Source organism: Prevotella sp. E9-3 (assembly GCF_022024015.1).
Lineage (GTDB): Bacteria > Bacteroidota > Bacteroidia > Bacteroidales > Bacteroidaceae > Prevotella.
Genome location: NZ_CP091786.1, coordinates 503,902 through 519,387 on the forward strand (window position 1 = coordinate 503,902; position 15,486 = coordinate 519,387).

At 46.0% G+C, this 15,486-nt stretch carries 8 protein-coding genes; all 8 read left to right on the top strand.

What is annotated here, in order from left to right; translation table 11 throughout:
* Window positions 1-38 precede the first annotated feature (38 nt).
* The 8 genes from L6475_RS01765 (at window position 39) to L6475_RS01800 (ending at window position 15,485) form a co-directional block, all read left to right on the top strand.
* A complete protein-coding gene (locus L6475_RS01765) occupies window positions 39-1,520 on the top strand; it encodes a fimbrillin family protein (RefSeq protein ID WP_237821923.1) in 1,482 nt (493 codons plus the stop codon).
* A gap of 64 nt (window positions 1,521-1,584) precedes the next feature.
* Window positions 1,585-2,781 carry a fimbrillin family protein gene (locus L6475_RS01770; protein ID WP_237821925.1) on the top strand — a complete coding sequence of 399 codons (1,197 nt, stop codon included), beginning with the start codon at window positions 1,585-1,587 and terminating at the stop codon, window positions 2,779-2,781.
* Window positions 2,782-2,801: 20 nt separating this feature from the next.
* A complete protein-coding gene (locus L6475_RS01775; RefSeq protein ID WP_237821927.1) occupies window positions 2,802-5,144 on the top strand; it encodes a fimbrillin family protein in 2,343 nt (780 codons plus the stop codon).
* Between the two features lie 24 nt (window positions 5,145-5,168).
* Window positions 5,169-7,394: a fimbrillin family protein gene (locus L6475_RS01780; protein ID WP_237821929.1), complete on the top strand. Its 2,226-nt coding sequence runs from the start codon at window positions 5,169-5,171 to the stop codon at window positions 7,392-7,394.
* A 5-nt stretch (window positions 7,395-7,399) separates the two neighbouring features.
* The gene (locus tag L6475_RS01785; protein WP_237821931.1) at window positions 7,400-9,487 is read left to right on the top strand and encodes a fimbrillin family protein; all 2,088 of its coding nucleotides are present in this window, start codon (window positions 7,400-7,402) and stop codon (window positions 9,485-9,487) included.
* Between the two features lie 16 nt (window positions 9,488-9,503).
* Complete coding sequence (locus L6475_RS01790; protein ID WP_237821933.1) at window positions 9,504-11,327, top strand: fimbrillin family protein; 1,824 nt, start codon at window positions 9,504-9,506, stop codon at window positions 11,325-11,327.
* A gap of 228 nt (window positions 11,328-11,555) precedes the next feature.
* Complete coding sequence (locus L6475_RS01795) at window positions 11,556-12,644, top strand: fimbrillin family protein (RefSeq protein WP_237821935.1); 1,089 nt, start codon at window positions 11,556-11,558, stop codon at window positions 12,642-12,644.
* 57 nt (window positions 12,645-12,701) lie between these two features.
* Window positions 12,702-15,485 (top strand): fimbrillin family protein, encoded by a 2,784-nt coding sequence (locus tag L6475_RS01800; RefSeq protein ID WP_237821937.1) that lies wholly within the window; start codon window positions 12,702-12,704, stop codon window positions 15,483-15,485.
* Window position 15,486 lies beyond the last annotated feature (1 nt).

The following is a 15,486-nucleotide window of genomic DNA, read 5'->3' on the forward strand; positions in this document are numbered from 1 at the left end:
AAGAGAGAAAAATCAATCATTTTTTATATCAACCCATTATGAAAACAAATTATTTGTTAGCAGTAGCTGTTGCAACAGTGTTGGGCAGCTGTAGTAGTGATGAACTGGTCAATGAGTCGGCCGCAAGTAAGTCTGACAAGGCCCCCATTGGCTTTAGCGTAGAGAAACAGAATATTACGCGCGCTACGAATCTTGAGACTGTAAACCACTTTAACTTCGGTGCATGGGCATGGAAAGTCAACGGAAAGAACAGCCTTGCTGATGCCGAAGTGATGAACAACTATCTGGTAGGTTACTCAGATGAAACCAACAAGAAGGGTTATGATCACAACGGCGCCACCACATGGGCTGGCACCGCTGGAACACTTATCGACCACACCTCTCCTTGGTTCTATGAAGGATTGGGTACAGCAGAGTACACAAGTCCTGCTTATGGCTATGCTGCAACGGCAACTGACTACATGTCAAACAATGCCAATCAGTATCTTCGTTACTGGGACTTGGCTTATGCTAACACCAACTTCTATTGCTATGCTCCTTACGTGAAGAACGCTGGAGATGACAAGAAGGTTACCTTCAATCACACTACTGGTGAGATGACTTTCGCTGCCAACACCATCCGTGATGGCTATGACGAGACCCTAAATTCTGCTTATGCAGCATTCGACCGCTCACTCTCTGAGTTTATGTATGCTGGTGTACAGGCAACAAATGCTGATCGCGAGGACGTTGTGGTTCCTTTCAAGCACATGGGTGCTCAGCTCTTTATCCGCTTCTATGAGGATATTCCTGGCTATAGGGTTGAGTTGATTGACCTGGGCGAAGATAATGGCAAGATGGCTTCTTCTGCTACTGGTGATTTGACAAAGGGTATTCAGGTAACACCTGCTAAGATTAATGGTACCAGCTATGAATTGGCTGAGTATAACACTACACAGGGAGCTACCGTTACATTCGATGCAAATGCAAATGCCACTTACACTCCATCATGGACTGGTAGCACAACAGCTAAGACCAACTTGATGTTCCAGATTCCTACTGAAGGTAAGACTACTTCAGCTGACGCTCCTGCAAATCTGGCTAATTACAATGGTCATAAGGTGATTAAGGAGGTTGTAACTACTGGTACTCAGGAGTATAGCTATTCTCCCACCATCTACTATGCAGTAGCCCAGCCTACTACAAGTGAGACTGGTCTGACCTTCCACGTGTCTTACCGCATCATTGCTGAGGACAACCAGGAGGTAATCACCGTTCACAATGCTACCGTACACGTTCCCTACAAGGATGCCTCTGACAAGTTTATCACTGTATGGCAGCCCAACGTGAAATATACCTATTCGTTCAAGATTACCAAGAACTCAACTGGTGATACTAATCCCGATGAGGAGATTAATCCTGTAGATCCTGAAGTGAGCACTAAGAAAGCACTGTATCCCATCGTCTTTGATGGCGCTACTATCGAGGATTACACTGAAGTGGAAAGCAATCCCACTGTTACAGACGGTACACAATACTAATAAACCATAATTATTCTCCGGGGCCTCGTGCCCCGGAGATATATACCATTAGATTCTTAACACTATGCGTATATTCCGTTACATTCTCTTGACTGTAACAACTGTGTTTGCTGCTTCTTGCTCTTCCGACGGCGTGTTGGAAGACGTCAATGTTGTGAACGATCATCTGCCAATGGTCTTTGGCACATCATCGTCGGCACCGGAGTCAGTTGTCACCAAAGGTTCTACTCCTTTGGAGGCAGACTTTCGTGTGAGCACCTGGAAAAATTTTGACAAGCAGGAACAGCTTACGGTGATGAGCGGATTCAAGGTAGATTACACCGCTTCTGCCGCACCCTATAAGTGGAACTACGTGGGTGTGAACGACCAGCCACAGCGCTACTGGGATCTTTCGGCTTTCCCTTATGAGTTCCGCGCCGTGTCGCCCTATATGGATGCTGCGTCTCTTGATGCTACGGGTATAAGTATAGATGTTCAGCTTCAGCCATTCAGGGCACAAACCCTTGTGGATGACGTGTATAATGTGGAGAGTAAAGAAGCTGAGCCTTGTCTGGTATCACATGTAAACCGGGTAAAAGAAGGTGATGACTATGTAGATCGTGATTGTATAAAGAAAGTTGAGATTAATGCCGATGCAAAGGCAAATGCAGTGCGTGAAGTGCATCTGCCCTTCCATCATCTGATTTCAAAAGTGGGATTCCGTATCTTTATTGATGACCCACAGCCTTCATCGCCCGACTATCAGGTGACGTTGAAGGATGTTCAAATCTCAATTGTCAATGACGGGAACAATTTCATTACGTCCAGTCAAACCTATACCGCTACCAATGCGCAAGGACTGGGCAAAGGCACTTTCTCTAACAATGCTACCGCTACTGGTGAATTTGTATTGCTGAGTCATGGCGAATATGCGGGCCTGAACCTGCGTGATAATCTGAACAGGGAAACGGCTTTCGACCTTTGTCCGTCTTATCTTCAGCAAATCCCACAGAAGAATCTCAGAATCCGTGTACAGATAACCATGCAGACCGACCATGTGGTGAATGGAACAGTGGACGAGTCGCATACTTTTGCCTACAACAGTCTGTTGACTATGGACAAGGAGAATGCAGCAGGCGAATACTTCGCATGGGAGCCTGAAAAGCGATATGTCTATTATCTGCACATACCCAATCTGCTTGGACACGATATATTCCTCGATACCTGCGAGATACTGTCGTGGGACGAGGTACAGACATCAGAAATACCTGTTGAATTATAAAAACAAAAAATAATTGTATAATGAAACGATTTTTTTACCGTACCCTGCCAGTCCTCGCACTCTGTGCACTGGCATCTTGCTCAGAGGACGCTTCTGAGTCAATAGTTTCAAATGTTAATAACGAAGTGATTGACGGCCGCGAACTGATCGCCCTTTCAGGTGATGACAATGCCGTCACTCGTGCAGCAGCTGGATTTACCGCTGACACTCGAGTAGAGATGCGTATTAAGGCTGAGGCTGCTGGCAGAAATCCTCGTTATACTGAGGCTGTTGCAACAGCAAAGGCTATCGAGAATGCTTCTGACCTGTCAAGTTTAGAATATATCTCTGGTAAGGAGCGTTATTGGGATGATGCTTTTGGTCGTGAGTCTAAGTTGACTATCTATGCTTTTGCTATTCCTGGCCAGACAAGTGCAGCACTTCCCCAATTGAGCAAAGAAGGTTTTACTGTTGTAGATGCAAATACCAATCCTAATTGGTCTAGAGGTGATGATTATACTACTGTAACATGGAGTGTAAACACGGAACAGACCGATGAGACGATGAAGACTGATAACCTTACTTATAGTAATAATATCAGTGAAAATGGTAAGGGCGGTCGTTATAGCAATGTGTATAACACTACCGAAAACAAATGGGATTCTAAAGATTTCGAGGATGGCCAACTGGTATGGGTTGCCAAAGAGGCAGGCTCAACTACCGGTAAGTTCGATAAAGGTCATTTGGTATTCAATCACGCTTTGGCTTGGATTGAGATTAATCTGAAAGAGGGAACAGGTTTTAATAACACTTCTAATGCTGACTTTAAGTGGTCAAAGAATAAAACCTTTGCGGGCGTTTCTCAGAATATCACTCTGAAAGGTTTCTACACCAGCGGCACTTTCGATGTAGCAAAAGGTGAATGGGTTAATGATGAAAATACGCAGTTGATTTCAAATGATATCACTCAGATGAACGAGACTACAAAATCAACTCCTGATGCTCAGACCACTCGTCAGCTCAATGCTTATGTGTTGCCTGGTAATAACCTTTTCACTACAGAGTCTAATGTTGTTGAATTTGAAATTGACAACGCTAAATATTATGTGACTGGCAAACAGATTGCAGAAGCCGTCCGTAAGTTCTACGAGAACGATCAAGAAAGCGCTTATAAGAATTTTACCATCATTGAAGCTGGTAAGCATTATGTTATTAACCTCTCTGTAGGTAAGAAGAGCATCGACCGAATCACCGCTGCTATTGTGGATTGGGAGGAAGTTAACTCTTCTGATGCAAAGGCTCAAAACACCTATCCTACATTTACCTTTGATGATCGTACTGCCAGACTTAATGAGAGCGGTGCAGCTAAGTTCAATATCTATCGTGCTGCCAAGACTGCTAATAACTATATCGATGGATTGACTGCGGCCAACTATGATTGGGCTAGTGGTTATACTACTGATGGCGCCGCCACCAAGGAATGGGATTCTGAAAATAATTTATGGAAAACCAACTGGTTCTGGGAGGATAATTTGACCTACTACCATTTCCGTGCTGCTGGCTATGATGAGAATACTACCGGTACGCCAAGCGTTACAATTGAAGCTAACACTGCAACTGGTGACTATTTTGAAATTAAAGCAGGCGAAATCAGCAAGACTGGCTCTGAGTATAAGGATTGGCTATGGGGTGCACCTTTCAAGGCTTCTACAGGCCTCTTGACTTATTCTTCTGAGTATGGCTTTGATAACACTTCTGGCGACAATCATCAGATTGCTCAAGCCATCGGTTCCACCACCAGCGATATTAATATGAAGCTGTTCCACATCACAAGCCAAATCAAGGTTAATGTGATTACTAAGGATGAAAAAGATGCCAGCCGTGTTATTCTGAAAAAAGATGATAAACTAACTAAAGTTGAGATTCTGAACTTCCTGCCCACGGGAACTGTGCTGATGGGTACTGGTCTTGTTTCTGCTACTGGCAATACAAGAACAACTGAAGTTGAGATGACTGCCGGAACATATACTGCAGGCACAAATACTGCAGGCGCTAAAGTTGAAGGATATACTTATGGTATGGTTCCTCAGGTGCTGAGTTGGACAGGTGGTACCATTGGTATTCGTATCACCACACCTGATAATAACCAGTATTTGGTGAAAGATTTGAGCGCTTGTACGGCTACAGTGGCAACCAACAGTCTGGCTAATCCTTATACAGAGAAGGATGATAAAGGGCATGATATCATCACTGCCTGGTATCCAGGTTTCCAATACACCTACAATATTACTGTCAAGAAGACTGGTATTGAGCGCATTACTGCCGCTGTTGTTGGTTGGGAAATCGTTGAGGGCACCGATATCGAAATCGACCTTGAAAACTAATATTGAAACCAGAAAAAGGAATAAATGCTAATTAAGGCGGATAAATATATAGCACTTACTCTGGGTTGCATGCTGACACTCTCGGCATGCAGCTCAGACGAGGAGCTTTCTATTCCCGACAATCAGAGCAAAACCACTATTGATCTGGCGGCTGGCATATCTGACGATGCTCCCAGTATCACTCGTGGAGTTACCCGTAGCGTCGTAACCACTGACAATACCGGTTCCAAGCCCCTTGAATTGGGTACCAGTATCTATATGGTACTGAAGAGCGAGGACAAAGAAAATACAATGGCCGCCCCGATGTTTACGCGAACCATCGCTTATGCTGAAGGCTCCACTTCAGGCAATAATAAACTGAAATTTAATACACAATATGGTCGTTTCTGGGAGGATAGCTATTCACGCAACTCGCAGTTGTCTGCCTATGCCATTTGTGTGCCAAATTATTATCTGGAGGCTTCAGTTCACGAGCAAGCAGTTAAGTCGGGTTGGGTGGATAATACCAAATGGGAGATCAACAACTCGGACAACTACGACAATACGTGGAACGAGACTAATGGCGCCACCACCATCGAATGGCCTCTACGAACAACTCCCGTCGCACAGCAAACCACAGATTTCGTTAGCAGTCAAGATATCTGTTTCAGTAACAATGTGTCGGCAGTTGGCGATGGTCGTGTGGCATTTGATGAGACTCACAAGAAATTTGGTAGTGGTCTGATGACTTTCTATCATGCACTAACTCGTGTCACCTTTAAAATTAAGAAAGGAGAAGGCTTTGAGAAAGATGAGAAGTTCGAATTCTCTGAAGCCGGTCAGAATATCGTGCTGAAGAAGTTCCTGGCCAATGGCACCTTTGATATTGAACAGGGCGAGTTCATTACCAGCTCTGAAGCAGACATCAATGAGTTGGCTGTGGCAGCTACTAAAACCACGGATGGTTATGAATATGTGCTGGACGGACTGATGCTGCCTGGTACAAATCTGATGGATATAGAGATAGGTACCGTAAGTTTCATCATCAACAATAACTTGTACCAGCTGACAAAGCAGACGTTGTACAATGCTTTGGTGAAAAAGGCAGAAGAAGAAGGTAAACCGCTTCGCCTGAATGAAGGTAAAATGTTAGCTGGCGTGCACTATGTGTTCACCATGACCGTGGGCAAAAAGAAGATGGATAGCTTTACCGCTGCTGTGGTTGACTGGGAAACGGTGAACGCCGACGTGGTGGAACCAAGCAATGCCCGCATCACTATGACGCTGCTCGATAAGGGTGTGCAGAAGAAAGGCGCTGCCGACTTCGACCTCTTCAGAGCAGGCAACTATAACGATGGGGCCATTGATGATGACTTCACCCGTTATGACTGGCAGACTGGATATACTCCTGTGGAGAACAAGGCTCAGCTCGTAGAGGCTATAGTTAATTCGGGCATCTATGCTGCCGAAGAGGCTCAGGATCCCCATACTGCCTGGTACTGGCCAGACAACAAGACGTTCTATCATTTCCGTACGGTGATGCCGAAGACGGATGATACGTGGAAGGTAGAGAGTGCAGGGAACAGTGATGACTATATCTCGCTGACAGCTGACTTTGCCGACAGCTATCGTGATGTGTGCTGGGGTGCTCCTTTTGAGACAACTTCAAGTAAGTTGACTTACGATAGCGACAGCAGAGGTTTCGACGGTAAAGGTTCAGGCCATCAGCTCTCCAAGGCTATTGGTCCTACGAAGAGTACGGTCAATATGATTATGTTCCACATGATGAGTGATGTAACCATTAATCTGACAACTACCGAAGGTGCCGATAAGGTGGACCTGACCAACGCTAAGATGGACCTGAACAACATTCATACCACTGGAAAGGTGCTGATGGGTAACGGACTTGTTATTGCCGACAATGGTACTGCAACCGTAAGCAACGAAAAGATGGCAGGCAGCAACGAGATCCCCTGGCACTATGGATTTGTGCCGCAGTCGCTGGAGAATGTTGAACTGACCATTACTACAGCAGATAACAACCTGTATATCGTCAACATGGAAGCCGTGCTGGCTGCTACGGTAGGAGATAATATCATCCAGAATCCTTACCCCAAGTCGGGCTCGAAATATGTCATCAATCGCTGGTTGCCCAACTATCAGTACACCTATACCTTCAAACTGACCAAGGCAGGCATCACCAAGATTACGGCCAGTCTGGCTGCCTGGGAGACAGTTGAAGCCGGTGACGACAATGTTCAAATCAGATAATGACGATGAGGCTTACACATAATCAGATATTGAAGATGAGGCTTACACATTATATATATATTATTCCTCTGGCTCTTCTTACTGCTTGTAGTAGCGAAGATGATCCCAACAACGGCGCCAATCACTCTTTAGGTGGACAGATAGAACTGTCGGCAGGACTTGTTGAAGGAACTCTTCAGGCGGAGACACGAGCTGCCGGTGAAACTTATCAGACTCTTAAGCCCAATACTGCTATTGCTTTGCAAGTGAGTGGTACATGGACAGGACATACTCCTGAGAATATAGTGAAAACCAGTATTGCCGAAGTGGAAGTCTCTACATCTACTGCCAATGATCTGGAGCTGAGTCCTGCTCTCTATTGGGATGATTACGGAATGGCAGATCCGGCAAACGCATCTTCAGGACGTACTCAAGGCTTGACTATCTATGGCGTTGCTGTGGATGGAGAGAAAATAGCTCCTACGGTTACTGACTGGACAGCACTCAGTTGGGACGTGAAGGCCGATCAAACAGCAGGATGGACTCATAACGACTTGCTGATATCGAACAATATTAAGGAAGGTACTACCGATGGCACTTATCTGTTTGATGAACGCACAGCTGGCAAGCAGCTTGCTTTCCGCCATGCTATGAGTAAAATAACGGTGAACTTGAAGGCTGGTGATGGATTCACTGGTGGTGAATTTGTTGCTAATCCTGTCGTTGAACTGACCAGTAATGAGGCAGGGGCAACCATCAACGATGAGTGGGCCTATACCAAAGGAACTGTAAATGTGACCAATGGCGTTGTGACTTTGGTTGACAAGGCCGTCATCACTATGTATCAGGCATCTGCTGCTACATCAGGCTATAATGTTACAAAAGAGGCATTGGTGATGCCCGGAAGTGAATTTAAGGCAGACGATGCTATCATAGCCCGTGTTCAGGCAGATGGCAATATCTATTATGTGACAGGCGAGAAGATTCGTACGGCTATAAATGCTACCAGCCATGCAACGGATGGAGCTTATATATTAGAGGCCGGAAAAAATTATATTATTAATGTAACTGTCAATAAGACAAGTATCTCTGTTACGGCTACTATTGTGAACTGGACAGATATTACAGCAGAGGAAGTTTCACCTGTCATCAATGTCTGGGCTGATTTCGGTAATAGCTCAAGTTCCTATGGTGATGATGCGTTCAGCTTCTATCGCAGTAATTCATTGGATGATGGGTATAGTAATGACTCGTCATTGGTTGAGAATGGTTTCTATAAGGAAGAAAGTGTGGTCAGTAAATCAGGCACCGATTGGACGATGACTCCTCGGTTGTTCTGGGCTCATCATAATATTCACTATCAGTTCCGTGGGGTATTGCCTCGTACAACCACCGATCCCGACAACCTAACAGCTCCTCATGTAGAGACGGCTATCCACAATGCGAAGAACTATCAGGTGATAAAAGTGCAGAATGTCGCTTATGCTGCAGGCTCCTTCCCCTCTGATTTGCAGATTGCCCGCCCCGAGATTGATGAGGATGCAACGTGCACCAATGATGAACCCGGTCACACAAGGACAAACCTTTTCAATGGTGGCATCTGTGCAACCGAGGGAAATGTAAACCTGAACTTCCGTTATATGATGGCCCAGGTAGAGGTGCACTTGTCAACGACAAATACCAGTAGCCAGGTCAATTTGGAAAATGCTGTCGTCGAAATTGTAAACGTCTATAATACCGGCGATGTGAAACTGGGTGACAGAGAAGTTATTCCCACAGGTTCTCTTTCTTCTTACACACTGGCTACTGTTAGTGGAGCCGGCAATGAGAACATGCGTCTAAGTGCAATTGTACCACAACAATTGACCTATACAGCAGCACAGGCTTCTACAAATGTCCGTTTCCGTATCACATTGGCTAATGGCGATGTGTATTATGCTGATGTGGCACCCATCAAAAAAACAGGTACTGCCGTTCTTGTGGCTCCTAACGGGAAATGGGAATCGGGTGTCCATTATGTGTATCATCTGAAACTCTCAAAAACAGAGATTACAGTATCGGCGACCTTGGATGACTGGTCCACGGTCAAAGCTGAAGAGGATGTGTGGTTCTAAGAGTATTATTTAAAAGATGACAAAGAAGATTATTTTATATATCGGTATTGCCTTGCTACTTTCAGGCTGCACAGCTGACGAGGAACAGACTGCTTTGCTGTCGGCTGAAGGTAAGACACCTTTGCAGATAGCTGCCAATCTTAGTAATGAGAAAGTCGTTACAAGAGCATCCGGCAGCAGTTTCGATGATACGGATGAACTCATGGTGTACATCCGTCATACTGTAGGTACCCAGAAAGGTAGTTATACGCCTGTATCGGCCGATCAGGCTCCTAAGCTTGTAACCTTTAAGGCTTCAGAATCGCCTGTGCTATATTGGGATGATTTCAGTAATTCAGCCTCTGCCAATACTGATTTGCGAACGGATGGACATGCTCTTCAAACCTATTATGGCTATTGTTATAATGGCGGAGTTCCCTCAGCAGCCTTGTCTGAAGAAACTGGTTCTTTGGAATGGACTATTGGTAACCAGACCAAAGCCGAGGACGTACAGCATGCCGATCTGTTGTGGTCGGCTGAACAGAAGGCTGTTCCTTATTCGCATGCTAAAGATCAGCTCGGTACGCTGAATGTCCCCTTTTCTCACGCTATGAGCGAAGTGACGGTGACGCTGAAAACCGATGATACCTTTAGCGGTAATCCGCAGTCTGCTACCGTCTTGACGCTAAAGGATATCAATACAATTGCCCAGGTGAACGCACCTGAAGGTGTTGTCAGCAGCGGTACTCCTGCCGATATCAGGATGTTTGCTGCCGCCTATGTTTCGGGGGATACCCGTAACTATACTGCTGTTATTACGCCTGGTACATCATTCACCTTAGGTAATGAATTGTTGAAAATCACCGATGTGGATGGCAATGACTATTCATTGAAAGTGACAGCCGATATGCTGAAGACAACTGCTTGGGCAGATGGCTATACCGACGATCAGAGTTCCATCGTTGCAAAGTCTGGCGTAAACTATCATCTGGATATAACCGTAAGCAAAACAGCTGTGACTGTTCAAGCCAGTTTGACTGACTGGGTTACGGTGAATGCCAACGGTGAGGGTGATATCATTTTCAATAATGATATTAAGGTGTTTACTGTTGAGGGAAATGGCATCGATTTTGAAGACGGAGCCTCGTTCCGTTTGTATTGGAAAGAATCTGCTGCTACGGCCAACTACAGTCTTGCCACCACCTCAACCTATGATGCTACAGAAAAGGTATGGAGCAATACTCCTGCTATCTGTTGGCCCAATGGAACAGACAAGTTCTTCTTCCGTGCGCTAGCCAATAATACAGGTACCGATGTGAACCAAGGCGAGGATGTGTTGTGGGGTACTACGGCCAAACATGCCTCATTAGAAGCTGGCGTGGCGATAGCTCCACGAACAGGCAATGTCCCAATGGCGTTTGAGCATGCGATGAGCAAGATTAAATTTGTTTTGGAAACAGCCACAGGCGAAGCTGCGGTCGATCTTACAAATGCAACTGTTTCCGTCAGCAACCTTTATACATCAGGAACTATCAGTATTGAAGATGGCAGCATTACAACTGCTATAGCGAAAGAGCCACTGGCAATTTCGAGCCTTTCAGAAAATACCGATGTCGTGGTGGTACCGCAGACCATAGACAATAATGCCATCGTGACCATTACGCTCAACGATGGAACTACCTATCGTTTGCAACTCAACTTGTGCAAGGATAGCGATAATGCTGTGATAGGCGAATGGAAACGTGGTGAACATTATACCTATACCATACATATTGAGAAAGAACAGGTTAGCTTCCGTGCCATGATTCTGGATTGGGAAGAAAAGACAGGTAGTGGTGAGGCAAACCTTGAATGGGACTAGGTGTAGATGAGAGATGAGAGGTGAGAGATGAGAGGTGAGAGATGAGAGTTGAGAGATGAGAGGCTTGGGTGTCCCGTTGGTAGCAAGCAACCATAGGTCGAGCGGCAACCACTGAATGGGAACTAACGGAACGATAGAAACTATAGGCACTATAAGTACTATAGTCACTATAAAAACTATAATAATTGAGAGTTGAAGAATTTAATTATCATATTACTCGGAATAGTTATGCTTGCGGGTTGTGCCGCCAGCGATGAGATGGCGGAGCCTGCCGATAGCGTGGTGGGTACACCTGTGCTGTTCACTTCCGGCAATGAGAACCTTGCGGTGACCAGGGCTACAATACCCTATATGGCACAAGGCAGTCGCTTTATCTGTTCAATGTACTATCACGCAAAGAATAACGATACCGATGATACCGATTTTGATGTTGTCGATCCGATAGAAGGCGGAACGATGACAACTGCTTCCCTGCAGATTAGTAACACTCTGGGCAATGCAAACTATCTTACTGGACAGTTCTATTGGCAGAATCGTTTAAACCACGCCTTCCTGGCTTTAGCTGACTATAACCGTCTCAATGAAACACCTGTAGTGAATGGCAAGAACGTCACTTACGATCTGGCGAGAGGCACACGACAGTCTATTAGTGAACAGCCCGATCCTATTCTTGCCCTTACTATTGCAAAACCTTCAGGTTCTACACAGGAAGGCAACCGTGTGCGCCTTTATTTCAAACATCAGTTTGCTTTGGTGCAGGTGAATGTAAAATCCTCTGAGGATAATTCGGCAGAGATTACAGCTGAACAGATAGAAAAAGTTGAACTCTTGGGCGTTTCCACAGAGGGCATTGTCAGCACCCACCTTCATCCCGACGGTACTGTAGATGCAACCAAAGCCAAGGATGTTGACCTTGACCAATATACCGATGAACAATTGGCAAACAATAAGTGGGGCACCTCTTTCTCACTCTTCGATATGGCAACGGGAATCAAGGATGAAGAAGGACATGATGAAGGCTATGCCGTAGGATTCCTGAAGTCATACAATGCTATTACGTTCGGTCACCTTTGGGCCATTCGCGTTACCTGGCATGAGGGAACAGCCGATGACCCAGGCGTTGTGCACGTCTCTACCTATGAAGTTCCTGAGACCAATGAAACGGATGTCCCTTTAAGAACATTGGCCAGCGGTATGAAATACGTGTATGATTTGGAAGTTCGTCGAGGCATCCTCGCTGTCATTCGTACGCAGGTGCTTGACTGGAAGCAGAAAGAAGAATTGGTCTATGGAACCGATGGAACAATCATGAATTAAGACAGTACTTGAATGAAGTCCACCTTATATTATATATTACATATTTCAATCTTCAGTATGGCAATATTGCTGACTGGTTGCGGTGAAGACCTGTCACCTTTGGCAGACAATGGTATTGATGCAGACGAACCAATTGCCTTTACTACCTATCTGCCGGCGAGTGTCATCACTCGTTCTACGGTTGAAGAAGATGCTTTCCGTCAGCGTATGGGCGCTTACAAGGCAGTAGTTGATGACTATCGTTTCTCAATAGAGATGTTTGAAGATGGCATTCCTGATGCAATAGGTAGCGGTGTTTATCAGCCGGGAGAAGAAAACGATGGCAATCTGCTTGCTACTGCGCCCCTCTATTGGCCTGGCAATACCCAAAAAGTTGGCTTCAAGGCTACAGCAGGAACAGTCTCTTTGGAGTCCGATCAGACAACAAAGGCAAAGCTCCTCTTGCAGGACCAGTTGTTGGGCTATGGCTTTATGTCTCTTTGGAATGAAAGTGCCAATGCCCCTGTTGATGATGAAGATGCGCTGAACTATCGTACTTTCAAAGAGTGGTATTCAGCCAATAAAGAATTAGGTATGGCACCATCTGGACAAGATGAAGTGAGCTATTACAAGCGTATTCCTCTTTTCCTGCGCCATCAGCGTGCTCTGGTCACCATTCGACTGAAAGCTGGTGAAGGCGTGAATCCAGAAGACCTGACTTTCGACAAGGCCAAGACGAATATCTCCACTAAGATATTCAGTTATGCTGAAGGAAAATATCAGGCGATAAAGCCTCTCGCAAACAAGACCTCTATCAGTTATGACCCTTCAGCAGATGAAGTGGAGACGACGGAATATACCGCAGTTGTCAATCCATACGATTATCGGGCAAAAGCTACAGCAGACACTATTGCCGAGATAAAACTTTCTGAGCAGCGATTTACATTCTTTGCCGGAAATGATGAAAACTTTGCTGACGATGACCACATGAAGGCTTATGACCTCCATGCCGGTCAGCATCTGGTCATCACCGTTATACTTGGTCGCGGTAGTCGTAAGGTGGTGATTACCTCTTATGTAGAGGACTGGACCGAAACGGTGACCACCTCTGTTGTTGATGACTACGGACAGGCTGGCGACCTGATTCAGATTACGAACCGGAAGGAACTCTATGATTTCCTGACCAGTAAGGAAAACAAGCAAGGCAATGTGGCTATTATTGTGCCGAATGCTATTGACTTAGAGAAGGATGGCGATGCCGTGGCCGAATGGACACCACAGCCTTTGAACTGTACCCTGAACATGGCGGGTGCTACTTTCCATACCAATCATCCAGTGTTCTCTACTATCAGTTCCTCAGGCACTATTGTGAATGGAACCATTACTGTGGGCAATACCCATGTGGCTTCGGCCATTGCCGAGACCAACCTTGGAAAGATTGAGCGTATTGATGTGTTCCCCCGTGATGCCGAGGGAAAAGCATCTACCGGTTATGCCACTCAGGCAGGATTGGTCGTTGTCAATTCCGGCACCATCACAGCTTGCTCTTCTGTTCTTCCTGTCCATGGCTCAACAGGTTTTGTAGGCGGTATTGCCTCACGTTCTATTTATGCTGAAAACGGTTCCGGCCCAATGCCAGTGATTGATGGATGTACCGTGAATGCCCGTGTTGACGGTAGCGATGGCGTGAAAGGTGGCGGCATTGTGGGTGAGGCCGTAGGTCGTGTAACGGGCAATACCTTCATTTATGGTATCACCGTCTCGCAGTCGGCCGCTGATTTCAAGAATATTGTTCAGTCGAAGGCTGGCGACAAGGATTTACGTGCTTACAACAATGCCTGGCCTACCAATGTTCCCAATGCTTTCGGTGAGGTGGAGAATCCGAATATGACAGTTGCCGCTGAACAGTACGATGGCGTGCTCGATCGTCAAAACGAACTGGAACTCCTACTTACCTCAGCCTACAACAGAACTGACAAGCACTATCGCTTGTCCGACAGTTTCAGTATGTTAGACTGGACCTATGGCAAAAGAACCGACATCCTCAACAGTTCCGATGCCCATGCCGACGGAAACGTCCTTTTTCATCTGGATGGCAACGACATGACAATTACTACCGATGGTATGCTTTTCAGTAATGTGATGGGAACGGTCAGAGATTTGACTGTACGCCTGAGCAGCGACCTGATTACCGAGTTTACTGATGGTACCGATGCCATTGCAGCCCTTGCCTATGCCGTGACAGGTTCCAATGCCAAGATCAGTAATATTAAGGTGAAGGCAGGCGCTCATCGTATTCAGGCATCCAATGCTGGTGGCATAGTGGTGTGGGCTTATGATGGAGCAACGGTCGAGGACTGCCAGTGCAAGGCCAATATTCAGATTTGGGTAAACGGTATCGGCGATGGTGCCCGCATCTATGCCGGTGGCATCGTAGCCTGTGCCGCCAAGGCTACCATCACCCGCTGTGTGTATTACAATGCCGATGCCACCCTCTTCCGCAATACCGACCCTCAGATAGTCAAGGGCACGCTGACCACTCCTGTTGCAGGTATCGATAGCAAGGGCATTTACTATGGCGGCATCCTTGGAGGTACCGCCGAAAAGGAGAGTGTTCATGAGAATCCCAACGTACTGATTACCGACTGTACCAGTTGGTTCATTACCTCAAAGAACTCAAAGAAAGGTTCTGTCGTGGGATATGCCCTCGATAAAGATGGCATTGCTGAAGGATGTCAAGGCAACTGGTGGCCGGGTGAGAGCGATGGGGTAGGCTCGTTCCCTGACGGTAAGTCGGTAGAACAACTCATTGGCCGTCGCAATGCTGTTGCTCCTATAGAAAATACGAACTATGACGATTAAG

Coding starts and splice junctions, on each gene's coding strand:
- L6475_RS01775 (WP_237821927.1), top strand. CDS start 2,802: ATGAAACGATTTTTTTACCGTACCCTGCCAGTCCTCGCACTCTGTGCA.
- L6475_RS01790 (WP_237821933.1), top strand. CDS start 9,504: ATGACAAAGAAGATTATTTTATATATCGGTATTGCCTTGCTACTTTCA.
- L6475_RS01785 (WP_237821931.1), top strand. CDS start 7,400: ATGAGGCTTACACATAATCAGATATTGAAGATGAGGCTTACACATTAT.
- L6475_RS01795 (WP_237821935.1), top strand. CDS start 11,556: ATGCTTGCGGGTTGTGCCGCCAGCGATGAGATGGCGGAGCCTGCCGAT.
- L6475_RS01770 (WP_237821925.1), top strand. CDS start 1,585: ATGCGTATATTCCGTTACATTCTCTTGACTGTAACAACTGTGTTTGCT.
- L6475_RS01800 (WP_237821937.1), top strand. CDS start 12,702: ATGGCAATATTGCTGACTGGTTGCGGTGAAGACCTGTCACCTTTGGCA.
- L6475_RS01780 (WP_237821929.1), top strand. CDS start 5,169: ATGCTAATTAAGGCGGATAAATATATAGCACTTACTCTGGGTTGCATG.
- L6475_RS01765 (WP_237821923.1), top strand. CDS start 39: ATGAAAACAAATTATTTGTTAGCAGTAGCTGTTGCAACAGTGTTGGGC.